The organism is Halobacillus sp. H74 (genome assembly GCF_052246715.1).
Taxonomy (GTDB): domain Bacteria; phylum Bacillota; class Bacilli; order Bacillales; family Halobacillaceae; genus Halobacillus; species Halobacillus litoralis_A.
This window is the reverse complement of the sequence record NZ_JBQQCI010000005.1, coordinates 292,485-315,046: the sequence shown is the minus strand read 5'-3', so window position 1 is coordinate 315,046 and position 22,562 is coordinate 292,485. Positions and strand designations below refer to the sequence as shown.

Annotated in this window: 21 protein-coding genes; 6 read left to right on the top strand and 15 right to left on the bottom strand. The window is 43.8% G+C overall.

Annotated features, from left to right (window positions below; genetic code table 11):
* Positions 1 to 164: 164 nt before the first annotated feature.
* Positions 165 to 1,799: a M20/M25/M40 family metallo-hydrolase gene (locus tag ACTWPX_RS13890; RefSeq protein WP_281975685.1), complete on the bottom strand. Its 1,635-nt coding sequence runs from the start codon at positions 1,797 to 1,799 to the stop codon at positions 165 to 167.
* Between the two features lie 80 nt (positions 1,800 to 1,879).
* On the opposite strand from ACTWPX_RS13890, the gene ACTWPX_RS13885 reads away from it, so the two are divergent.
* The 5 genes from ACTWPX_RS13885 (at position 1,880) to ACTWPX_RS13865 (ending at position 6,932) form a co-directional block, all read left to right on the top strand.
* Complete coding sequence (locus tag ACTWPX_RS13885) at positions 1,880 to 2,629, top strand: glycerophosphodiester phosphodiesterase (protein WP_281975684.1); 750 nt, start codon at positions 1,880 to 1,882, stop codon at positions 2,627 to 2,629.
* 221 nt (positions 2,630 to 2,850) lie between these two features.
* Positions 2,851 to 3,870: an NADPH dehydrogenase NamA gene (gene namA / locus ACTWPX_RS13880; RefSeq protein ID WP_443120260.1), complete on the top strand. Its 1,020-nt coding sequence runs from the start codon at positions 2,851 to 2,853 to the stop codon at positions 3,868 to 3,870.
* Positions 3,871 to 4,245: 375 nt separating this feature from the next.
* Positions 4,246 to 4,470, top strand: coding sequence for a hypothetical protein (locus ACTWPX_RS13875; protein ID WP_443120259.1), 225 nt, complete (start codon positions 4,246 to 4,248; stop codon positions 4,468 to 4,470).
* Between the two features lie 161 nt (positions 4,471 to 4,631).
* Positions 4,632 to 5,558, top strand: coding sequence for a ribonuclease Z (gene rnz / locus ACTWPX_RS13870; protein ID WP_443120258.1), 927 nt, complete (start codon positions 4,632 to 4,634; stop codon positions 5,556 to 5,558).
* Between the two features lie 12 nt (positions 5,559 to 5,570).
* A complete protein-coding gene (locus ACTWPX_RS13865; RefSeq protein ID WP_443120257.1) occupies positions 5,571 to 6,932 on the top strand; it encodes an aldehyde dehydrogenase in 1,362 nt (453 codons plus the stop codon).
* 511 nt (positions 6,933 to 7,443) lie between these two features.
* Here the strand turns inward: ACTWPX_RS13865 and ACTWPX_RS13860 are convergent.
* From ACTWPX_RS13860 to ACTWPX_RS13815, 10 genes are all read right to left on the bottom strand, one after another.
* Complete coding sequence (locus ACTWPX_RS13860) at positions 7,444 to 9,687, bottom strand: FtsX-like permease family protein (RefSeq protein ID WP_443120256.1); 2,244 nt, start codon at positions 9,685 to 9,687, stop codon at positions 7,444 to 7,446.
* Positions 9,684 to 10,385: an ABC transporter ATP-binding protein gene (locus tag ACTWPX_RS13855; RefSeq protein ID WP_443120255.1), complete on the bottom strand. Its 702-nt coding sequence runs from the start codon at positions 10,383 to 10,385 to the stop codon at positions 9,684 to 9,686. The genes ACTWPX_RS13860 and ACTWPX_RS13855 overlap by 4 nt, the downstream gene beginning before the upstream one ends.
* Before the next feature lie 770 nt (positions 10,386 to 11,155).
* Positions 11,156 to 11,380, bottom strand: coding sequence for a DUF3892 domain-containing protein (locus ACTWPX_RS13850; RefSeq protein WP_128526535.1), 225 nt, complete (start codon positions 11,378 to 11,380; stop codon positions 11,156 to 11,158).
* Between the two features lie 130 nt (positions 11,381 to 11,510).
* Positions 11,511 to 11,663, bottom strand: a complete 153-nt coding sequence (locus ACTWPX_RS13845) for a small acid-soluble spore protein P (RefSeq protein WP_128526534.1) — start codon at positions 11,661 to 11,663, stop codon at positions 11,511 to 11,513.
* Between the two features lie 20 nt (positions 11,664 to 11,683).
* Positions 11,684 to 11,812 (bottom strand): YpzI family protein, encoded by a 129-nt coding sequence (locus ACTWPX_RS13840; RefSeq protein WP_128526533.1) that lies wholly within the window; start codon positions 11,810 to 11,812, stop codon positions 11,684 to 11,686.
* A 59-nt stretch (positions 11,813 to 11,871) separates the two neighbouring features.
* Positions 11,872 to 13,119: a DNA polymerase IV gene (locus tag ACTWPX_RS13835; protein ID WP_443120254.1), complete on the bottom strand. Its 1,248-nt coding sequence runs from the start codon at positions 13,117 to 13,119 to the stop codon at positions 11,872 to 11,874.
* Between the two features lie 180 nt (positions 13,120 to 13,299).
* Positions 13,300 to 14,424, bottom strand: coding sequence for a M20/M25/M40 family metallo-hydrolase (locus tag ACTWPX_RS13830; protein WP_443120253.1), 1,125 nt, complete (start codon positions 14,422 to 14,424; stop codon positions 13,300 to 13,302).
* A gap of 70 nt (positions 14,425 to 14,494) precedes the next feature.
* A complete protein-coding gene (locus tag ACTWPX_RS13825) occupies positions 14,495 to 16,042 on the bottom strand; it encodes an acyl-CoA carboxylase subunit beta (protein WP_443120252.1) in 1,548 nt (515 codons plus the stop codon).
* Positions 16,043 to 16,048: 6 nt separating this feature from the next.
* Entirely contained in the window at positions 16,049 to 16,861 is an 813-nt protein-coding gene (mce, locus tag ACTWPX_RS13820; RefSeq protein ID WP_443120251.1) for a methylmalonyl-CoA epimerase, read from the bottom strand.
* 15 nt (positions 16,862 to 16,876) lie between these two features.
* Positions 16,877 to 18,532: an acyl-CoA mutase large subunit family protein gene (locus ACTWPX_RS13815; protein ID WP_443120250.1), complete on the bottom strand. Its 1,656-nt coding sequence runs from the start codon at positions 18,530 to 18,532 to the stop codon at positions 16,877 to 16,879.
* Positions 18,533 to 18,709: 177 nt separating this feature from the next.
* Between ACTWPX_RS13815 and prli42 the strand changes: the two genes are divergently transcribed.
* A complete protein-coding gene (gene prli42 / locus ACTWPX_RS13810; RefSeq protein WP_241655891.1) occupies positions 18,710 to 18,832 on the top strand; it encodes a stressosome-associated protein Prli42 in 123 nt (40 codons plus the stop codon).
* Positions 18,833 to 18,992: 160 nt separating this feature from the next.
* On the opposite strand, the gene ACTWPX_RS13805 is transcribed toward prli42, so the two are convergent.
* The 4 genes from ACTWPX_RS13805 to ACTWPX_RS13790 all read right to left on the bottom strand — a co-directional run bounded on the left by ACTWPX_RS13805 (position 18,993) and on the right by ACTWPX_RS13790 (position 22,562).
* A complete protein-coding gene (locus ACTWPX_RS13805; protein WP_443120249.1) occupies positions 18,993 to 19,514 on the bottom strand; it encodes a L,D-transpeptidase in 522 nt (173 codons plus the stop codon).
* A gap of 45 nt (positions 19,515 to 19,559) precedes the next feature.
* Positions 19,560 to 20,510, bottom strand: coding sequence for an aromatic acid exporter family protein (locus ACTWPX_RS13800; protein ID WP_443120248.1), 951 nt, complete (start codon positions 20,508 to 20,510; stop codon positions 19,560 to 19,562).
* Positions 20,511 to 20,646: 136 nt separating this feature from the next.
* Positions 20,647 to 21,078 carry a BrxA/BrxB family bacilliredoxin gene (locus ACTWPX_RS13795; RefSeq protein WP_128526525.1) on the bottom strand — a complete coding sequence of 144 codons (432 nt, stop codon included), beginning with the start codon at positions 21,076 to 21,078 and terminating at the stop codon, positions 20,647 to 20,649.
* A 155-nt stretch (positions 21,079 to 21,233) separates the two neighbouring features.
* Positions 21,234 to 22,562, bottom strand: a complete 1,329-nt coding sequence (locus ACTWPX_RS13790; RefSeq protein WP_443120247.1) for a dihydrolipoamide acetyltransferase family protein — start codon at positions 22,560 to 22,562, stop codon at positions 21,234 to 21,236.

Below are 22,562 nucleotides of genomic sequence, written 5' to 3'. Positions count from 1 at the left end.
AGTTTCGAGCTCGTTCTTAAGTATGGTGGATGGGAAAACGGTGGGACTCCTGCGGGAATGGATGGGCAGGCTTACCGCCATCCCCGCGGAAAGCGATCCGTTTTTCCATCCACCATTGCCTCATACAAAAATATCGAAACTGAGTCTTCCCGCATTAATAGCCTTTAAACTGTAGAAGAGCGCTCTGTCTTGAACAGCTCGTGAATCGTCCTCGTCAATATCTGTGGGAGTTTCTCAAAACTATAAGAAAGTTCCAAGCGTTCAGTCCATTGGTGGGGGTCTCTGCCTAACGGGCCGATATTGATAATCGGCATCGTAATCGATTCCATCACTTCTGCCGGCCACTCGAAACCATTCCCGTGGATCGGCATTTGTTTAGTCAAATCAGAAAGCGACGATGCCGTTGAAGACGGGCCGATGAAGCTTAAATCCGAAAGCCCCGTGAAATACTCGACGACCTCAAGTTCTTCATCAAAATTTTCTTTTGCATAATCCATTGCCACTTTAGCGCCATGCTTGATGAACGGATCGTTGTGTGAAGAAACCGATGGATAAAATGGAGGACTATAGAACAGAACGATCATCGGACTGATATCTTTACATAATGAAGCAAGACTCTGGACGAGGGTCGTGGAGAAATCACGGTCCCCCTGGTCTCTTAAATTCACTAACCGGTTCTGCCTTCGTTCGACTTCCTTTTTCCCGTACCGATCGACTGCCTCCTTGTATAGTTGTTCATACGATAAGATAGTTATGTCTGGGTGAAAGGCTGATGTTTGAGTTCCCTCTAAATAAAACGATGCTTGATGGTGATAATGGTTGATGATTTTCGCCTTGGCCCGCTGTGCTGCTAACAGCAACTTTTCATTCAGTTCTTGAATCGTCTGTTTCATATACAGGACGTTGTACATCGCCACTGCTGCCTGGGGCGTCTGGACGGAATATTCATGTTTCAAATCGCGCAGCATCAAACTGAGAGGCGGCGGTGTCCGCTCTCCCCCCACTTTTTCAATGAAAGCCTCGTTCAATTCCATCTCTTGAGCCAGGTAACTGACCATCAAATTCGCGTTCAATCCTCCGAATGGTTCTCCTGCGTGGGTTTCCTTTCCGTAACATAAAAAGCCCGGAAGCGTTTTGCCGATCGATCCTGTGTAAAGATAATAAGCAGAATCGCCTGGATATTTACTGAACATCGGTTCGCCATTCAGTGCGCCCTTGAAGGTGAGGTTCTGCTTTTCTTTAATTTCTGCAAGGGCAGGTAAAGCTGCTAACATCCCCTCTGAATTGACTTCTTCATCCGGCACGGCAACCAACAACAGATTACCATCGAACTCCCCCGCCATCGCTTTTTCCAACAGCGAAAGATGAACGGTCAACCCCGCTTTCATGTCCATCGTTCCGCGTCCGAACAACCAGTTCCCCGTTTTGAGATCTCTTGCTGCTTCTTTTGGTAAGTCCTGGATATTTTTCTGCAGCTCCTGTGTAAGATCACGAGGGTAAAATGCTAAATTCTGATAAGACCCATAGTCATCGACACCGACGACATCTACATGAGCAAGCAGGACAAGCGTCTCTTTTGCTTCGTCTTTTTTCACCAAAGCTGTCAGCAGCTGACGCCCATCATCCAATGGATGCAAATTCAATTGTTCGGGGCGTTTTTTATAATAATCGCGATCTTCTAAAATATAATATAAGTATTCGATGATTGCGATTTCCTCATTGCTGTTTGTAATACTGGGGTATTCTACGAGGGAACACAATAAATCTGTCAACTGATCTTTCGTTTGCCATAGACTCATATAAAACACTCCTTATTGACTTTTCCTGAATTATCAAACACAATCAAACTTAAAGCCTATCTGGAAGAGGTGAATGTCTTTTGGTTAAAACATTGATATATGCTCACAGAGGAGCTAGTAAACTGGCCCCTGAAAATACAATGCCTGCGTTTGAACTGGCACGAGCAGCTGGAGCGGAAGGAATCGAGACCGATGTCCAGTTGACGAAAGATCAGATTCCCGTACTCATCCACGATGAGAATCTCCGCCGCACCACGAATGGAACAGGGTTCGTACAAGATTATACATATGCTCAGCTTCGTCTGCTTGATGCAGGAAGCTGGTTTTCTCCTAAATTTTCTGACACTTATATTGTAACACTGGACGAGTTCCTTCGCTGGTTCCATGAGCAGCCGATGTTTTTGAATATTGAACTGAAAACGAATGTTATTGAATATAAGAATATCGAACGCATCGTCTATGAATCTTTGAAGCGGTATCATGTCCTGGAACGGTCAGTCATCTCCAGTTTCAATTCCGACTCACTTGTCCGTATGAAATCAATCAATCCGTCTGTCCAGACCGCGTTCCTTACCTCTACAAACATGCGCAACCTGCCTCAATATGCCAAATCACTGGATTGCAATGCATTGCATGTGAAGCATCGGTTACTTGATAAAAAACTCATGAAACGATGTCACAAGCAAGAGTTAGAACTGAGAATCTATACTGTCAACCGCCCTTCGATGATGAAAAAGTGCTATCAACTCGGGGTGAATGGCATTTTTACAGATGTTCCGCATCAGGCCATCGAGTACCGTGATCTTTGGAAAAAGCGCAGAAAGGGCTAAAGACCATGGTTAGGGCAAAGGATGAATGAGCGCAAATTATCTCCTTTTGTTATTTCGCTTATATAGCTTTACCACTCGGGTTACGCAATACAGAAGCAATGGTTCTCGCTCTCCTTTCCGTCCATCCATTATGGAGGGTGCTTATGCTTGAACCTGCTAGGAAACCATTATTCCATACAATAATTAAAACAATTTTACCAACTATCCGAGGAGGACAACAAGTGAAACTCAAACTATTTGAACCCTATACTGTAAAAAATGTAACGTTGAAAAACCGCATCGTCATGTCTCCTATGTGTATGTACTCGGCTTATGGTCAAGATGGACATGCTCAACCCTTTCATTTCGCCCACTATGAGAGCCGTGCTGCCGGGCAAGTCGGCCTGGTTTTTACAGAGGCTACCTCAATTCTGCCAGAAGGCCGGATTTCACATGAAGACCTTGGCATTTGGGATGATTCTCATATCGAAGGGTTGAAAAGTATAAATGAAGGCATCCACCGGCATGGTGCTAAAGCAGGAATCCAGCTTGCTCATGCAGGTAGAAAGGCCAATTTGCGTGATGAAATATTCGCGCCTAGTGCGGAGGCTTTCAGTGATGCCATGAAAGTACCGTCAGAAATGACAAAAGAAGATATCCAACGTACCATTAAATCCTTTCAAAAAGGAGCTGCTCGTTCAAAAAAAGCAGGTTTTGATATTGTTGAACTTCATGGAGCCCATGGTTATTTAATCAATCAATTTCTATCCCCGTTGACGAACAAACGCACAGATGAATATGGAGGTTCTCGGAAAAATCGTTATCGATTCTTAGCGGACACGATCACAGCTGTTCAGAAAGAGTGGGATGGGCCCTTGTTCGTACGCATCTCTGGAGCCGAATACCACAAAGGCGGAAATACTATGGAAGATTTCGTTTACTTCTCTTCCGAAATGAAGGATCAAGGCGTGGATCTGATTGATGTCAGCTCAGGAGGCATTGTTCCTGCTGCCATTGAACCGTATCCAGGTTACCAGGTGAAATTCGCAGAACAAGTCAAAGAAGGTGCGAAAATAAATACAGGGGCTGTTGGTTTGATTACAAGCGGCAACCAGGCAGAGGAAATTCTGCAAAATGATCGTGCTGATCTCATCTTCCTCGCGCGAGCACTGCTGAAAAACCCATACTGGCCGAAACAAGCGGCTGACGAACTCGGTCACGAACTTGAAGGGCCGAGGCAGTACACGAGAGCTTGGCAATAGAGTTTAATCATTTACTTACTTATTTTGCAAGAAAATAGTTAATAAAGTAATCATTATAAAAAAAGGGAGCAGCTGTAGCGTGGTCCCTGAAAAACCCTTCTCAATCTAGAGGAGCTGTTTAAGTTTGTTGTTGCTTCTCACGAATCGTTTGTCGGTGGGGGCTTGCCGCGGGCGTCACCACCGAACGCTCATCGTGGAAGCAACGAGGCCACCTAAAAAGAGTGATTTTCTTTGATTTAAAAACAAAGAAAATCACTCTTTTTCCTTGTACATTGAAAGAAGCCGAATTGATGCATAACTCAAAATTTCTCGTTGGTAACAGGGGGGGGCAAGGGTCTGACTCCCCATAAAGTTTCTTACGGCATTTTGGGATTGATGACATTCAATTGGCTGCTCTTTCTGACAGGTGCTTACTCTTTATTACCTGTCAATGTTGCCGATCAAATATTTGTTCCTTTATGGTGGGCACTTTGCATTGTAGGAAGTATTGCAGCAATTAATGAATTTAGAAACGACCCGGCTTTTGCTATACCTGGCGCCGCTTTAACAACTATCAGTTTCATATTCAGTTTACTTGCTGGCGGTATTTTACAAATGTAATTAAAAAATTCAACTCTCAGTTACCTCCTCCCTCACGATAACTCTTTCAGTTTCCAATACCTCAAAACTGCTGGATCGTAACCAGCAGTTTTTTTCATTCCTTTTGAAGTGTTTTCCATGCCAACTGGTGGTATGATGGGAATAATAGGAGTGTGTTTTCTATGGAACTTTTTTTTCTAGGTACAGGTTCAGGGGTGCCGTCAAAAGAGCGTAACGTATCCTCTCTTGTCCTCCGCATTTTAGAAGAACGCGGTACCACATGGGTGTTCGACTGCGGCGAAGGAACCCAACAACAAATTTTAAATACGAATATACGACCGCGCAGAATTGAAGTCATTTTCATCACCCACTTGCATGGGGATCACATTTACGGTCTTCCGGGGTTGCTGAGCAGCCGCTCCTTCCAAGGTGGCGAAACCCCTGTTACCATTTACGGCCCACGCGGATTAAAAGAATACCTCGATATAAGCCTGCGTATTAGCGGCACACATTTGCGCTATCCCCTCTATGTTGAAGAAGTGGAAGAAGGGCTGCTTTTTGAAGATGAACAGTTCATCGTAGAAGCTGTCAAGCTGAAGCATGGCCTTGCCAGCTTCGGGTATATCTTGAAAGAAAAAGACAAATTGGGTGAGCTGCAACCTGATAAATTAAAGGCACTCGGAATAAAACCAGGCCCCATCTATCAGCAGATCAAAAGCCAATCACGAACAGAGCTGGAAGATGGTCGCATCATTAGGAGAGAAGATGTTATCGGACCACCGAAGAAAGGTAGAAAAATTGCGATTCTCGGTGATACACGATACATACCTGAGCTCGCCGGCCTTTTGAAAAACACCGATGTCCTTGTCCATGAAGCGACATTCGCTGGTAATGAGGAAGAGATGGCCTATGAATATTTCCATTCGACTGTTAAGCAGGCAGCCATGTTAGCAAAAGAGGCAGATGCAGGCGAATTGATTCTCAACCACCTCTCTTCCCGTTATCAAGGAGATGCCGTGGCTGAACTCCGCAACGAAGCTGCTGCCATTTTCCCAAGCACGACCATCGCCCACGATTTTTATCAACATCCAATCGAACGAAAACGCTAAGGAGGTTTCATGATGAACGCAACTGTCAAACTGCAAAAATCATGGTTCAAAGAAGGCCATACGAAAAGCTATAACTTCCGAAAAGAACAACTGGTAAAGATGAAGAAAATGCTGACTACATTCGAAAAGCCTATCATCAACGCGTTGAAGTTCGATTTGAACAAATCTGAATATGAAGCTTATGCATCTGAAATCGCATTTCTAAAAAGCGAGATCGATCATCACCTTAAGCAATTGAAATCCTGGATGCAGCCGACAAAAGTAAAGGCACCTCTCACCCACACAGGGTCTAAAAATTTCATTCGTAAAGAACCCTACGGCACAGTGCTCGTCATTGCTCCTTGGAACTATCCGATACAACTGGCATTAGCCCCCGTAATCGGGGCTGTAGCCGCGGGAAACACCGTTATTATTAAACCGTCTGAACTCACACCGACGGTTTCATGGGTCCTGAGAAAAATGATCGAGCAGTATTTCCCCGCTCATTACATCGCTGTCGTTGAAGGCGATAAAAATGTTACCCAGGAACTTCTCGATCAGCCCCTTGACTATATCTTTTTCACAGGAAGCGTCCCAGTAGGAAAAGTCATTATGGAAAAAGCAAGTAAACGACTGATTCCAATTACTCTGGAGCTCGGTGGGAAGAGCCCTGCTATCATCCATAAGGACGCCTCCATTGACCTTGCTGCCAAAAGAATCGTCTGGGGGAAATTCACCAATGCAGGACAAACGTGTATTGCGCCTGATTACCTTTATGTACACCATGAAGTAAAAGCAGACTTGATCCAAGCTCTGAAGAAGTATATCAGAGAGTTTTACGGTGACAGGCCACTTGAAAATCCTGAGTACACCAAAATCGTCAATCATAGCCATTTCAACCGACTCACTTCGTACCTCGAATCCGGGACAGTGGTTTCAGGTGGTACAACAGATGATCAAGTCGATAAAATTGAACCGACTATATTGGACCAAGTCACCTGGAGTGATGCTGTTATGCAAGATGAAATATTCGGTCCTGTACTCCCTGTCTTGACCTATGCTGATCTTGATGAGGTCATTACTCAAATCAACGAACGCCCGAAACCGCTCGCTCTCTATTACTTTGGTGAGAAAGATGAGAATCAACAGCTAATTATGGATTCGATTTCCTTTGGCGGCGGTTGTATCAATGATACTCTTTACCATATTATCAATCCACATCTCCCCTTCGGCGGTGTCGGGGAAAGTGGAATGGGCAGCTATCATGGCCGAGCAAGCTTTGATACGTTCACACATAAGAAAAGTATTACGAAGCAGACCACGAAATTCGATCAGAGCTTCCGCTATCCCGGTTCCCCTTTTAGGCTAGCAGTCATGAAACGTATATTTGGATAAAGAAGTGGTCTCTACTCGCGAAAAAAACAAGACCGACGTTGAGTCTACTGAAGAACTGCAACATTCTGATTATCAAGCAAAGAAAAAGCCGAGTAGGACGATTTTCTCGTTCAACTCGGCTTCTTAATTGCGATGAAATATTCGGGTTCGTACTCCTCCAAGGGCTTAAATATTCACTTTAGATTGACGGTAAATATCGCCAACCGGCATTGTACGCACAGGATAATTTCTTTTATAAATCAAAGAAAATCACTCTTTTCATATGGGCCTCGGTCCTTCCACGATGAGCGTTCGGTGGTGACGCCTGCGGGAACAGCGCGAGCCGAAGATCCACTTGGTCAAGTGATCTTCTTGACCAAGTTAGCTGAGGCCGTGCCCGCGGTAAGCATCTACCGATAAGCGATGCGTGGAAAGCAACAACAAACGTTGACAGCTCCTCTGGATTGAAAAGGTTTTTCAGTGGCCTACTGATGCCCTTCGCTTTTTTTGAGTTTAATGCTTCCCGCCCTTTTTAATCCTGCTGTTTTTTCAATGCTTCCTGCAAGGATATTTGCTTTAATTTACGTTTCGACAATGTCAAAGAAAACCAATAGGTCATCATAATGACGACAAAGCCTACAAAAATCATCCACCAGGCTATGTCAGTCGGCATAAGAAAGCCTGTTTCCTGCACGAGAGTATTCATAGTTTGTTCTAAACCGAGGCTTGCCAGCGGTATGGATACAAAATATGAAATTAACACAATCGGAGTGTAGACGCTCAAAACAAGCTTTGATACTTCTTTATCATGATATCCCATCACTTTGAAAAGAGAAATAGATGGCGAGTTCTCTTCAACAATCAAGTTTGTCAGCAATGTAAGAATGATGACTCCGATCAAGACAGCAAATACGGCCATTCCCAGAACAGACCCGCGTGTCGCGCCTGTTGTAGCCTCGAAGCTGCTGATTGCTTTTTGTTTGTCTTCAACCATATAGATCTCCTCAGAAGAGCCTGGTTCCTCTTCCTGCCAAACAGCGGTGTAGGCCATTTCAGGAAATCCGAGAAATTCGTTCAGCTGCTCTCTCGGCAAATAAAGATGATGCCCGATAAACACATCTGCAACTCCTGCCACATTCACTGAGAGCGTATCATCGTTAAGTCTATTCTCTAAAGTAATGGTATCCCCTTTCTTCACATCCAATACAACTGATAAGGGAGCACTGATGACAGCACCGTCTGTTAATTCCGAATTAAGCGGTTCGCCATCAGCAAGCAGATGAATATAATCTGTATCCGGTTCCATACCAAATGCCGTGACTTTAATATCCCGTTCTGCAGCTGTCAGTTCATTCATTGTAAAAAGGCTAGCACCTGCTTCAGTTCTTTCCGTTTGAAGAGATTTATAATGGACAGCATAATCATAGGTTTGTATATCCTGATATGTTGTCTCCACAAGCTGATCCATACTGTTGAACGTAATCAAGCCGAACAACAGTAAGACAGTCGAAAACATGACACCTAAGAAAACATATAAACTACGCGCTTTACTCCGAACTAACAAGCGAATTCGGAAACGCCGGACAAATCCTCCTCGGTTCGTACCGGGCAATTTTTCAAGCCAGGATTTTTTACCACTAGACATTTCTTTCGGTCTTAATAGTGTCAGTGGGTCCGTGTTCAGTGAACGCCAAACAACGAGTGCTGTCAACAGAACAAGCAGCGTAATTGGAATGACTAAGCCGATGACGAGTACCATCGGATCCCAGTCAAACAGGGAAATAGCCGGGAGATTGAAATAGGTGGCGTATACGTCTGATAAAGGGACAGAAAGACCGGCACCTGCTGCAAGACCGAGCAATGTTCCTGTCAATCCAATAAACCACGCATACCCCAAGTAGTTTTTGAGCAGCTCCCCTTTACGATAACCGAGCGCCATCAATGTTCCAATTTCTTTACGCTGCATATCAATGCGACGCTTCATGAGCATCAGGACCATAGCTAAGGACAAAGCGAGAATGAAGAGAGGCAAGGTCGTGATCATCCCTTTGGCCCCTTCAATTTCGGTCTCTACAAATTGAATTCTCGCATTTTCTTCGCTATTTACAAATTGAAGAATTGTCGCTTCTTCGCTTACTGTCGATCGGAACTCTTCCGTTACTCCTCCGTCAGACCGGCCCAAAACTTCTGTCTGACCATCACCTGCAAGCTGTTCTATAGTAGCTTCCGCAGCTATCCCGACTGCAAACTTCTCAGCATCCGCCAATAAGTCGGTCTGTTGTTGGACCATATAAATATAGTCAGGAAGAAAAACATATCCCGTTATGGTTGCCTCATATCCGGCGTGGTCGATCTCATCACCGAGCTCATACCCATGTTTATCGGCAAACACCTTAGAAATAGCTATCTCACCTTCCTGATCAGGCATATCCCCTTCAGAAATATATGGAAGGTTCACTTCATCTGTTATGGAAAAAAGTCTTAAAATGCGCTCCTCACCTAAAGAGAGATCGGTGTACCTCCTTTTTTCGAGGGTCAATGAAAATTGTTCTTCCCATGAAGAAATGTGGCTCTCTGGAACTTCCTCACCGGTGACAAAATGAAAGGACTCCTGTTTATATTCCTCAGAAAATTGCTCATTTCTCTCTTCCAGCGTTGTGATTGCCATAGATAACGAAACATATAGCATGACCGCTAACATGAGTAAAACAATAACGCCGGCATATTGAAATTTCTTATCCTTCAAGGTTCGGCGAATCGTCTTTTTTAAAATCATGACCAAGTCACCTTCTCCGGGTCAATCGGCTGCTCATTTTGATACGTATCGACTATCTCTCCACTGCTCATCCGGATGACAGTGTGGGCCATTTCTCCGATACCCTGGTTGTGAGTAATGATTAAAACCGTCGTACCGTAATTTTCGTTGACATATTTCAATAGACGCAGAATATTTTTACCTGTTTCTTCATCCAATGCCCCTGTAGGCTCATCACATAAAAGAATCTGCGGATTTTTGATCAGGGCACGCGCAATGGCCACCCGCTGCTGTTCACCCCCACTTAGTTGATAAGGGAATTTGTCTTTTTTATCCCACATCCCGACCTTTAATAATATGTCTTTCATTTCAAGTGGTTGTTTACTCAGTTCCCCCCCCACCTCAACATTTTCTTCGACCGTCAGAGTTGGTATCAAATTATACTGTTGGAATATAAAACCGACAAGATTTCTCCTGTATTCCGTCAGTTGGCGATCTTTTAATTTTTCTAACACTTGATCACCTATAGTAATAGAGCCTGAATCGTAACGATCGATTCCCCCAATGACATTAAGTAACGTTGATTTTCCTGATCCGGAAGGTCCTAGAATAGTCACGATTTTCTGACCATGAATTGTAAGAGACGCTTGTTTCAGTGCTTGAACCGTTACCTCTCCGCTTTCATACGTTTTATTGACCTTGTTTGCGAAGATCATCATAACATCATCCCCATTGAAAGTTTTGTAATCATTCGCAACATATATTTCATTTTCAGTTTACATCAAGAAAAAGATAAGTCAATAATTTTTGAATTATTTACATTAATATATTTCATTATTTATTAAGAAATAACTTACTATTGTTAATTCAAACCTTCCCTACCCCACTAAAGCCCCCCCATATCCAGAAGAATCAGTTTCAAAATGTTTGTGTGGAATAAAAGGTCGCTTGCCATAAGAGATTTTCGAAACCGATTTATAGTAGAAAGGATTTCTAAGTTGAAAAAAGGGTATGAAAAATAGTATTTGGTCAGAGTTCTCAACATTTAGAAAGATCCTTGAGTTCGATACGATTTCGAGAAAATTTTTCGGTAAGGGCGGAGGGGAACAAGGAGACTCCTGCGGGACAAGAGTGCAGGGTGAGACCCCACAGAGGGTTAGCTCGAGGAGGCTCATCGCACTCCCGCGGAAAGTGTTCAAATGCGGAATTGCCCTGGGAGACACGACTGGCATAAGCAGAACATCAACGGAATGTGCTTTTTCATTCCTTTGATGCTCTGCTTATGACGCGAGTGGCTGGGCAATGGAACTGGATGAGTTGTTCCCCGTAGCCCTATAATCTCAATAAAAGTCTTGAAATCGAGTCTTCCAGTATCCTGCACGATTGCTTAATACCTTTTTATCATCCAATCAATAAGAGTTTTTTAAACCTAAGAATAAAACAAAAGAAGAAACCCAGGATGAGCTGATGCTCTTCCTGGGTCCCATAATTAAAAAGATGGAAGGTTGTCCAAATTGTTGGATTGAATGCCATCTGGTTCACTGCGTAGATGGTCTTCCCCATCTTTGCCTCGAATTAAATTCACGTGTTCCAGGTCACCACTGCGAGCCATGTCATGAGCTCGTTTGTAATCGACCACCTGCCCTGACGACAGCTGCATCTCAACAATGCTTCCTTGGCCGTTTTTTCTAACAGCGACAATTCGTTCTGGCATCATTCTCAACCTCCTCAGTGATAGTGTGTGAAGTGATGAAGAAATTATACGGTTACTAAGTTGATTTAACTGACAATAGTTCCACTAGCCGTCAATGCTAAAAAGACAGCCCTTTCAGGCTGCCTTCTGTTTACATATCGTGTGAAGATTTTTGTTTTTGACGGGAATGATTGGCATTCTTCACTTTATGAGAACCTTGTGCCGGCTCACCATAGGATTGCTTCGGCCCAAGAGGTAAATTTGGTTGTTCCTGCTGTTTCGGTCCCATGCGTCGTCCACCCATAAGAATCCGCCTCCTTCAGCTTATCTGCGTTTACGAGCTTCTTCTGGGCCTTCCAACATAGTCGCCCCATTATAGCTCAATTTCTGGTCACGATCAGATTCAACTTTTCCGGATCGTTTCAATTTTTTCTCTTGACGATCTCTACCCATAAAAAACTCCTCCCTTCCTGTTTAGTATGAAACAAGAAAGGAGGAGTCATGCCTGGTAATCATTTTTTGAAATCATCGAGAAAATCCTTTTGAAAGCTTGTCGTCACTTGGTTTTCATTAGGATTACTTAATTTACGGAAAGGATTACTTCCATATTTTTCAGTAAGATCATCAATGGTTTTGTAAAGCTTTTCTTTACTTGCATATTGCTGGTAGTTGAATAAATCCAGCTGCTGTGTCACCTCTGATTTCTCGGCCAAATCACTTGCTGTCACACCTAAGAGTCTCACGGGCTGCTGGTTCCAATGTTCATCAAAGAGCTGCATTGCTGTTTGAAAAAGATCCTCGGATGTATGGATGAATTCCTGCAATTGCCGGCTTCTTGTGACAGTTTTACGATCGTAGTAACGAATCATCAGCTGCACATTTCTCGCAAGTACTTTTTTGTTTTTCATACGAGCTTCTACTTTATTGGATAAACGACGCAGGACCGCCTGGATTTCTGCATCGTCGGTGGTATCTTCAGGGAGCGTCGTAGATGTACCGATGCTTTTGAATTCGTGGACAGCGTCGGGATCTACATGCCTGTCATCTATTCCATTTGCTCTGTTTTGCAACCGTTCCCCGTTTATCCCCAGCACTTGTTTCAAGTCAAGTACAGGATGATCCGCTAAATGCCCGATCGTTTCTATTTCCATTTTCCGCAATTTTTCTGCTGTCTTTGATCCGACACCATACATTTCTTCGATGGGAAGAGGCCATAACTTATGGCGTAAGTCCCTTTTTCTCAAGATTGTAATCCCCATCGGTTTTTTCATGTCAGAGGCCATCTTCGCTAAAAATTTGTTTGGAGCAATGCCGATGCTGCAGGGCAAATCCAGTTCATCTGCAATCCGCTGTTGAATGCGCTCAGCAATGACCGGGGGAGAACCCTGGTCTTCACAAGCTGTTATATCCATATAACCCTCATCGATCGAAACAGGCTGGATGAGAGATGTTACGTCTGCAAGAATTTTGAAAATCTCTTTGGAAGCCGTCCGATACCGTTCGAAGTTCGGACGCATGACGAGCAGATCAGGGCACAAACGTCTTGCTTCACCGACAGGCATCGTTGTTTTCACTCCGTATTTTCTTGCTTCGTAGCTGCTTGTGACAACGATTCCGCGACGTTCTTCGGGGTTCCCTGCGATTGCGAGAGGTTTCCCTTTCAAACTCGGGTCGAAAGCCGCTTCTACGGACGCATAGAAACTGTTCATATCAACATGGAAAATAACACGGCCTTTTTTCGGATACCACCTGGACTCCATACTCTTCTTCCTCCATTGGAACATTTGTTCTATTATAACATGAGGTTCCTTTCCTCTGTCCAATAGGAGTCCCATCGAACGCAATTGTCATCGAAGTTTTCCTGTAACATATTGATTGAATTCACCATTTCCTAAGTTATTAAAAAAATGCCTCCATATCCTGGAGGCATCCACCATCTCTTATTGCGCGACTTCTTCGATAATCGCTGTCACAAATTCTGCAATTTTTTCAAGTTCACCGACAGGCATCCGCTCATTTGTCGTATGAATCTCTTCATAGCCAACACTTAGGTTGACAGTCGGAACGCCGTGTCCAGCAATTACGTTTGCGTCACTGCCGCCCCCGCTTGTAAGCAATTGGCTTTCACGACCGATTCGTGCAGCAGCAGAACGAGCTACTTCTACAACTTCGTCTCCTGCCTGCTGTTTGTAACCAGGGTACATGATTTCGATATCAATATCTACTTCTCCACCCATCTCTTCCGCAGTTTCTGTGAATGCTTTTTTCATTTTCTCTACTTGGGCTTCCATCTTATCTGGATTCAAGGAACGCGCTTCGGCTAAAACCTCCACATGATCGCAGACAATATTCGTTTTCTGACCACCTTCAAATCGACCGATGTTCGCTGTTGTTTCATCATCGATGCGTCCCAAAGGCATTTTTGCTATCGCACGAGATGCCAGTGTAATCGCAGAGATCCCCTTCTCAGGAGCGACACCTGCATGCGCGGTCTTCCCCTTCACTATTGCATTAATTTTAGCCTGAGTCGGGGCTGCAATGATAATGTTTCCTACTTGACCATCACTATCGATGGCATAGCCGAATTTAGCTTTCAATAATGAGCTGTCCAGTGCTTTAGCACCTACAAGACCACTTTCCTCACCTACAGTGATAACGAACTGGAGATCCCCATGTTCAACGCTTTGTTCTTTTAACGAACGGATCGCTTCTAAGATTGCCGCGACTCCTGCTTTATCATCTGCTCCAAGAATTGTCGTACCATCCGTTACAATATATCCATCTTCCACAGCAGGGTTGATGCCGTTCCCTGGGACTACCGTATCCATGTGGGAAGTGAAGTAGATGGTATCTGCTGCTTCTTTAGACCCTTTCAAATTACAAATCAGATTATTGGCTCCGTGACCTGTCACAGATGCGGCTTCATCTTCTAATACTTCAAGACCAAGATATTCAAATTTCTTCTTCAAAACCTTAGCAATTTCAGATTCATATTTCGTTTCTGAATCGATTTGCACCAATTCAAGAAACTCTTCAAGCAAGCGTTCTTTATTAATCGCTACCATAAATATTATCCTCCTTCATATGTAAACCCATTCCTCTTAGTACGTTAGCGGAACTCGGGAATGGTGTCAATCAGAGAGGGATGTTCCCATGTTTTTTATAAGGACGATCCTCACGTTTGTTCTTCAGCATATCTAGAGCATTGATCAGTGTCGAACGCGTTTCCCTCGGATCGATCACATCATCAATCATTCCTAAACCAGCCGCTACATATGGGTTGGCAAAGCGCTCACGATATTCATTGATTTTGTTCTGCCGTGTTTCATCTGGAGTATCACTCTCACGGATTTCTTTGGCAAAAATGATATTTGCTGCGCCTTCAGGGCCCATCACAGCGATTTCAGCATTCGGCCATGCATAGACGAGGTCAGCACCAATCGACTTACTATTAAGTGCCACATATGCCCCACCATAGGCTTTTCTTGTAATTACAGTCAGCTTGGGAACAGTAGCTTCCGAGTAGGCATAAAGTATTTTTGCTCCGTGCCGGATAATACCTCCATGCTCCTGTTTAATACCAGGGAAAAAGCCTGTCACATCTTCAAATGTGATCAAAGGAATATTGAATGAATCACATGTACGGATAAAGCGAGCTGCTTTATCGCTTGAGTCGATGTCGAGACCTCCGGCCATATATTTCGGCTGATTACATACAAGCCCTACCGTTTTGCCTTGCAAACGGGCAAAGCCGACAACGATGTTCTTTGCGAAATCTTTATGGATTTCAAAAAATGAGTCTGGATCGACTACTTCATCAATGATGATTCTGACATCATAAGGACGAATCGGGTCAAACGGAATTTTGTCCGTGATATCTGGTCGAAAATCATCCGTTTTCTCTATCTCTGCTATGGGTGTTTTTTCTTGATTATTTTGGGGCAGATAACTGACGAGATTCTTTACTGCTTCAAGAGCAGAAGCTTCATCATTCGTCTTCAGATGGGCATTGCCGCTCAATGAATTATGTACGCCTGCGCCACCAAGATCTTCCGCTGATATTTGTTCTCCTGTCACTGTTTCAATGACTTTCGGTCCTGTAATAAACATTTGGGATGTTTTCTCCACCATGATGACAAAGTCAGTAATGGCAGGAGAATAAACCGCACCACCGGCACATGGGCCCATAATGACTGATATTTGCGGGATGACCCCTGAGTATATCGAGTTACGATAGAAAACCTGACCATAACCATCTAACGAAGAAACGCCTTCTTGTATCCGCGCTCCTCCAGAATCATTCAGACCGATGAATGGTGTACCATTCTTAGCCGCTAAATCCATGACTGCTGCAATTTTTTTCGCGTGCATTTCTCCCAAGGCTCCGCCATACACTGTGAAATCCTGTGCGAACAAATAAATATCACGTCCGCCAATTTTTCCAAAACCGGTAACGACCCCTTCGCCGGGGGCTGATTTCCCATCCATACCAAATGCATCATGACGGTGTTCTGTGAATGGATTCAGCTCAATGAATGAGGTTTCATCTAGCAAATAGTCGATCCGTTCACGTGCGGTCCACTTGCCTTTTTCATGCTGTTTCTCAATTCGCTCATCACCACCGCCCATTTCAACCTGGCGACGTTTATCATACAGTTCATTAATCTTATCGAAAATGTCCATTTACAATCACTCCTCCTCATCCTGCTGGCATAACTCGAACAAGACGCCGTTTGCTGCTTTCGGATGCAAAAAAGCGATTTGACTATTGCGCGCGCCTAATTTCGGTTCCTCATTTATCATGCGTATGCCCTGGTCTTTGTATTGTTTCAGTCGGGTATGAATATCATCGACTTCAAGCGCTATATGATGGACCCCTTCACCCTTTTTCGTTAAAAAGGACTGAATCGCCGACTCTTCACTGAGCGGTTCCAGCAATTCAAACTTCGTTTCCCCTATTCTTAGGAAAGCTACACGGACTTGTTCCGCTTCAACATGTTCGACGGCTTCCAGTTCAAGGCCTAATATATTTTGGTAGAAAGGTATCACGGCTTCGATGCTCTCGACAGCAATCCCGATATGCGCGACTTTCTTTGGTTCTTTGATTATTTCTTTTTGCATCATTTGTTTAATATAAATGGCAATCGCATCTGTTGGCGAGCCACTTGTGAAAATCTTGTTGACCCCTTTTTCTTCTAAATAAGGAATATCCTCAGCTGGGATGACACCTCCGCCGATAACTGGAATATCCGCTGCTCCTTCCTCTGCAAGTGCTTCTACCACTTTTGGAAATAACGACTTGTGAGCTCCAGATAAAGACGAGAGGCCGACGACATCGACATCTTCCTGTATAGCTGCTCGAGCAATCTGGATGGCTGATTGACGCAGGCCAGTATAGATCACTTCCATACCATGATCTCTGAGCGCCTGGGCGATAATCAAAGCCCCTCGATCATGTCCATCCAGCCCTGGTTTTGCTATGAGTACACGTATTGGTTTCATCCTCTTCATCCCTTCCTACATTCCGGTATATTCTCCAAATTCATCACGTAATACATTTGCGATTTCTCCAACAGTTGCATACACCTTTACGGCATCGACAATGTGCGGCATCACATTGTCGGTCCCTTTCGCAGCACGACGCAAATCTGCCAGGCATATGTCCACTTTCTTTTGATCACGTGAAGATCTCACCTCATTTGTTTTTTCAATTTGAGCTTGTTCAAGAGCTTCATCCACCCTTAACAAATCAGCATGGATTTCTTCCTCTAACTTGTATTCATTCATGCCGACGACAATTTCTTCATTCGACTCGATCCGTTTTTGAGCATCATAGGCTGCCTTATGGATCTCCCGCTGCATATAGCCTTCTTCCACTGCCTGGACCGCTCCACCATATTCTTTGATACGTTCCAAGTAATCATTTGCTTCTTTTTCGATTTCATCTGTAAGTGACTCGACATAATAAGAACCTGCTAGTGGATCGATTGTGTCTGCCACCCCACTCTCATTAGCAATGATTTGTTGTGTTCTTAAGGCAATCCGTGCAGAATCTTCTGTCGGTAAAGCGAGCGCTTCATCACGGGAATTTGTATGAAGGCTTTGGGTCCCTCCCATGACAGCAGCAAGCGCTTGCATAGTTACGCGGACGATATTGTTATCCGGCTGCTGAGCCGTTAATGTACTCCCACCGGTCTGTGTGTGGAACCTGAGTTTCCAGCTTTTCGGGTTTAATGCACCATAATGCTCTTTCATTATTTTCGCCCACATCCGCCGAGCAGCCCGGAATTTTGCTGCTTCTTCAAAGAATTGATTATGAGCATTGAAGAAAAAGGCAAGACGGGGAGCGAATTGATCCACTTCCAGCCCAGCTTCAATAGCTGCATCTACATATGCCATACCATTGGCAATCGTAAAGGCAACCTCCTGGACAGCTGTCGATCCTGCTTCACGAATGTGATATCCTGAAATGCTGATTGTGTTGAATTTCGGTAAATGATCCTGGCAATATCCGAAAATATCTGTAATCAGCCGCATTGATGGTTTAGGCGGATAGATATACGTCCCGCGTGCAATGTATTCTTTCAATATGTCGTTTTGGATGGTTCCTGTCAATTTTTCAGGTGAAACTCCCTGTTTCTCTCCGACTGCAATATACATAGCTAAAAGAATACTTGCCGGCGCATTGATCGTCATCGATGTACTCACTCGATCCAATGGGATCCGATCGAAAAGTTGTTCCATATCCTTTAAAGAATCAATAGCGACACCGACCTTGCCTACTTCCCCATCAGCCATCGGGTCATCGGAGTCGTAACCGATTTGAGTCGGTAGGTCGAAGGCGACAGACAAGCCGGTTTGACCTTGCTTCAGCAAATAGCGGAATCTTTCATTCGTCTCCTCTGCCGAACCGAAACCTGCATACTGGCGCATCGTCCAATAACGACTGCGGTACATGGTGGGCTGAATTCCCCTGGTATAAGGGTACTGGCCGGGAAACCCTATCTCCTTTATGTAATCTTCATTGATATTTTCAGGTGTATAAAGTCTTTCCACCGGAATTTCTGAACTCGTTTGAAACGAATCTTTCCGTTCTGGAAAACGCTGCGTCGTTTTTTCGACGTCTTTTTCCCAATTTTGTTTAGGATGTTGATCATTTGATGAAAGGGTCATACGAAAGGCCTCCTTATTCAGTCCGTTCTCTCTTCTAGCATACCAGAAATAAAGCGCTTACCTATCTAAAAATTATTAGAATTCACAATTATATTGTAAATGATTTCACGCCCTTGTCCAATTTCTCTTTTTTCGGTAGAATGTTTGTAGGATTGACTGAGAAGGAGGTTACACACCTTGGCTGAGACAAAAACAAAAAAACGCTCGAAACGTGAACGCCGCATGAAAGTCATCATTTATATCATGATTCTTTCTATGGTTTTATCTACCGTATTGGCAGGCGCCAGTTTCTTCTTATAAGAAAAATTGAAATTGCAAGCGAATTGTGTCCCCCCTAAAGCATAACATTCCAGTGCTTGGTGTGCTTTAGGGGGATACGACTTATACAGCATATGGAATATTCCAGACAATGAAAAAGCCGATAGAAAAGGGTTTCACCTTTCTATCGGCTTTCTAATGTTCAAGTTGCCGGATTCAGCATTCTGTCCAATTTCTCTTTTTCCCAGGCTTGATAAATAGTTTTCAGTTCTTCATCGGAGTCAACAATAATGACATCCATTTCCACAGGGACAAGTTCGTACAGTTTTTCCACATCTTCATTATTCAAGCGGATACACCCCGCAGAAACAGACTTTCCGATTGATTCCGGGCGGTTTGTACCGTGTATTCCGTAGATCCTTCCATCAGTGCCACGAGCATCGAAACCGATCCAGCGGCTCCCTAAAGGGTTATCCGGATCACCTCCGGGGATGTTTTTCTTTCGATAATAAGGATCTTTCGCTTTCACTTTGATGTGAAAGCGTCCTTCCGGCGTCAATTCTTTTGTTTTTCCGATAGCAGCAGGAGCTTTGAATACTTCTTCTCCATCCGAGAAAAGTACGACCTCATGGGTGGCTTTATTTACAACAATGACCGGCTCTCCATTGACGTTCGGCGGCAGCAATGGGCTGACAAGAAAAAGTACGAAAGCAATAATCTTCATAAGAGTCATCCTCTTTTAGTCAAAGTTTCCCCTCGTACACAGCCTCTATACATCACTCTTTTTGAAGGAGCGTTTAATGATCAAATATTCCTCGATTTCATTCAGCAAGTGAAATAAACTTGCTCTAACTTCAAATTCTTCCCGTGTCTCAGGAAGCCTGTCTTCTCTAAATTCCTCTTTCATTTCCTTTAATTTTCTTAAGTAAATCAAAGCCGTGTTCCCTGGATGGATTCCTTCAGCTAAGTCTTCGAAAAAATCAGCAATTTTTTGACCATGGATATCCAAACTTGAGATCCGGCTGACAAGCGGCAACATGCGTTCAAGAAGCTCAAACTGTTTTGTCCGCATATGGAAATAATGATAATAATGGTTATGGGAACGAAGCAGATGGTTTTCAACATCTCGGAAGGAAAGCGACTTTGCCTTTTCTAATAATGCGGCTGTATCTGTTAGTTCTTTCCCTGTCCAATCATGATCACCTTCACGCATGAACTCAGCTATTTCCTTCAGAATGATGGAAAAGTTGTTTTCCACTTCTTTTTGATATTTCTTCAACTTATTTTCCAAACTCGGCATATACAGATTAAGTATTAGTGCAGTTCCTATCCCGACCGTTATCAACACCATTTCATTCCAAATTACTCCCCAGTCGATAGCGCCTGACCCATACAAATGAAGGATAATGACTGAACTAGTAACGATTCCAGGTGTGATCCTCATCCAGACCGTAACAGGTATAAAGGCAAACAGCATCAAACCGATCGAGATGGGGTTGTAACCAAGAAGTTCAAAGAAAGTAAAAGAGAAAACCATCGCGACCAAACAAGCTGAGAACCTATGCCATGCACTCAAGAATGACCGCTTTCTCGTAATTTGGATACAAAGGATTGTCAAAATACCTGCCGATGCGAAATTTTCCAATTGAAGCAATTGTGCAATCCATATGGCCAAAGGTGTACCTAATGCTGTTTTAACCGTCCGATATCCGATTTTCACTGCCAACCTCACCTCGCTCTACTATATATTAACGATTTCACCGATTACAAAACGTTCAACAAGCCGTAACTTTATTGATTCCTGGACGAAAAAAGGATCTTTGCTTCTCAACAAAGATCCTGAGCTAATGATTCAATTATACTTCTTCACAGTACTCTTCAAAACTGCGTTGAAGCTTTCCGATCACTTCCATCGGCTCAAACCCTTCAATATCATGACGCTCGACCATCGTTTGGATTTTACCATCTTTCAAAAGCGCAAAAGAAGGAGAAGATGGTGGGTACCCTTCAAAATATTCTCTTGCACGTTCGGTCGCCTCGCGATCCTGACCAGCGAATACAGTTACCAGCTGATCTGGACGCTTGTCATAATGAATTGCGTGCGCAGCTGCAGGACGTGCGATTCCACCTGCACAACCACAAACTGAGTTGATCATGACAAGAGTTGTCCCCTCTTTATTCAAGGATTGCTCGACTTCTTCTGCAGTTGTCAGCTCAGAATAACCGGCCTGAGTAATTTCTTCACGTGCTTTTGTAACCACATCGTTCATAAAAATATTGAAATCCATATCACATGGCCCCTTTTTTTAGAAATACTATGAACATTTTACCAAGATATCAGCAGGCTTTCAATTGAATTGGCTCTAATATAATCTCAAGCTGAGATTTTTTGATTGTTTCAAAAACAAAAACTGCCTTCCAAACTAGGAAGACAGCCCTTAAATCAATAAACAGAAGTATTATCTTCAGACATCTTTTCTAATATTTCTTTTACTCGTGCTAAGAAGTTACCGGCAACAAGCCCATCCAATACGCGGTGATCTAAAGATAGACAGAGATTCACCATATCACGAGCCCCGAACATCCCATTCTGATAAACCGGCTTCTTCACAATCGATTCCACTTGCAGAATCGCCGATTGCGGATGATTGATGACCCCCATGGATTGTACGGAACCAAATGAACCTGTATTATTCACCGTAAATGTACCGCCTTCCATGTCTTTAGAAGTCAGCTTGCCTTGTCGGGCTTTTCCTGCAAGATCTGTAATATCCTTGGCAATGCCTTTGATACTTTTTTCGTCAGCATCACGGATCACCGGCACGAACAACTGGTCGTCTTTCGCTACAGCTATGTTCAAGTTAATTGCTTTCTTCTGAATGATCTTGTCGCCTGCCCACATGCTGTTCAACTGTGGATATTCTTTCAATGCTTGGGCGACAGCTTTCACAAAGAATGCGAAATAAGTCAAGCTGAAGCCTTCCTGCTGCTTGAATTTGTTTTTCTTGGCATTACGCAGTTCTACCAAGTTCGTTACATCGACTTCAACCATCATCCATGCATGAGGAATTTCCGTTTTGGATTTCACCATGTTTGCTGCAATCGCCTTACGCACACCTGTCACAGGAATCTCTACATCACCTTCGCCTGTTTGAGCAGGAGCAGCGGAAGTTTGCTGGGTTGGTGCTTGGGACTGTGCTTCTGGTTGTGCTGCTGCTGGTTCTTGAGCAGGTCCGCTGCCTTCCGCAGGTTCCTGATCGACAGTAGGAATGCTCCCGCTTTCAATGATTTTCTCGATATCTTTTCGAGTGATCCGGCCCCCGCGCCCTGAACCCTCTACTTGATTCAGGTCAATATCATGCTCTTGAGCAAGTGTCATTACTGCAGGAGAATAGCGTTTTTTACTTCCTTTGTCCTGTTTCGGTGCAGAGCCTGCCGTTTTTTCGGAAGCAGCTGTTTTCGACGCTTCTTTTTCTGGTGGTACTTCTTCTTTTTTCTCTTCTTGCTCAGGCTTTTCAGCAGGACCGGAGCCTTCGACTTCGATATGGCACATCAAATCACCTACAGAAATCGTATCTCCTTCAGATGCTACAAGTTCTTTAATTTCCCCTGTAAAAGAAGATGGTACTTCGGCATTTACTTTATCAGTCATGACTTCAGCAATTGGATCGTATTTATTCACTTTATCGCCAGGCTGGACGAGCCAAGTGCTTATTGTTCCTTCTGTTACACTCTCACCAAGTTGAGGCATATTGATTTTTTCTAAACCCAC

Coding starts and splice junctions, on each gene's coding strand:
- ACTWPX_RS13840 (WP_128526533.1), bottom strand. CDS start 11,812: ATGGGTAGAGATCGTCAAGAGAAAAAATTGAAACGATCCGGAAAAGTT.
- ACTWPX_RS13805 (WP_443120249.1), bottom strand. CDS start 19,514: ATGAAGATTATTGCTTTCGTACTTTTTCTTGTCAGCCCATTGCTGCCG.
- ACTWPX_RS13795 (WP_128526525.1), bottom strand. CDS start 21,078: ATGGATTTCAATATTTTTATGAACGATGTGGTTACAAAAGCACGTGAA.
- ACTWPX_RS13845 (WP_128526534.1), bottom strand. CDS start 11,663: ATGGGTGGACGACGCATGGGACCGAAACAGCAGGAACAACCAAATTTA.
- rnz (WP_443120258.1), top strand. CDS start 4,632: ATGGAACTTTTTTTTCTAGGTACAGGTTCAGGGGTGCCGTCAAAAGAG.
- ACTWPX_RS13830 (WP_443120253.1), bottom strand. CDS start 14,424: ATGGTAGCGATTAATAAAGAACGCTTGCTTGAAGAGTTTCTTGAATTG.
- ACTWPX_RS13825 (WP_443120252.1), bottom strand. CDS start 16,042: ATGGACATTTTCGATAAGATTAATGAACTGTATGATAAACGTCGCCAG.
- ACTWPX_RS13860 (WP_443120256.1), bottom strand. CDS start 9,687: ATGATTTTAAAAAAGACGATTCGCCGAACCTTGAAGGATAAGAAATTT.
- ACTWPX_RS13850 (WP_128526535.1), bottom strand. CDS start 11,380: ATGCCAGAACGAATTGTCGCTGTTAGAAAAAACGGCCAAGGAAGCATT.
- ACTWPX_RS13835 (WP_443120254.1), bottom strand. CDS start 13,119: ATGGAGTCCAGGTGGTATCCGAAAAAAGGCCGTGTTATTTTCCATGTT.
- ACTWPX_RS13865 (WP_443120257.1), top strand. CDS start 5,571: ATGAACGCAACTGTCAAACTGCAAAAATCATGGTTCAAAGAAGGCCAT.
- ACTWPX_RS13855 (WP_443120255.1), bottom strand. CDS start 10,385: ATGATGATCTTCGCAAACAAGGTCAATAAAACGTATGAAAGCGGAGAG.
- ACTWPX_RS13875 (WP_443120259.1), top strand. CDS start 4,246: ATGACATTCAATTGGCTGCTCTTTCTGACAGGTGCTTACTCTTTATTA.
- ACTWPX_RS13890 (WP_281975685.1), bottom strand. CDS start 1,799: ATGAGTCTATGGCAAACGAAAGATCAGTTGACAGATTTATTGTGTTCC.
- ACTWPX_RS13815 (WP_443120250.1), bottom strand. CDS start 18,532: ATGACCCTTTCATCAAATGATCAACATCCTAAACAAAATTGGGAAAAA.
- mce (WP_443120251.1), bottom strand. CDS start 16,861: ATGAAACCAATACGTGTACTCATAGCAAAACCAGGGCTGGATGGACAT.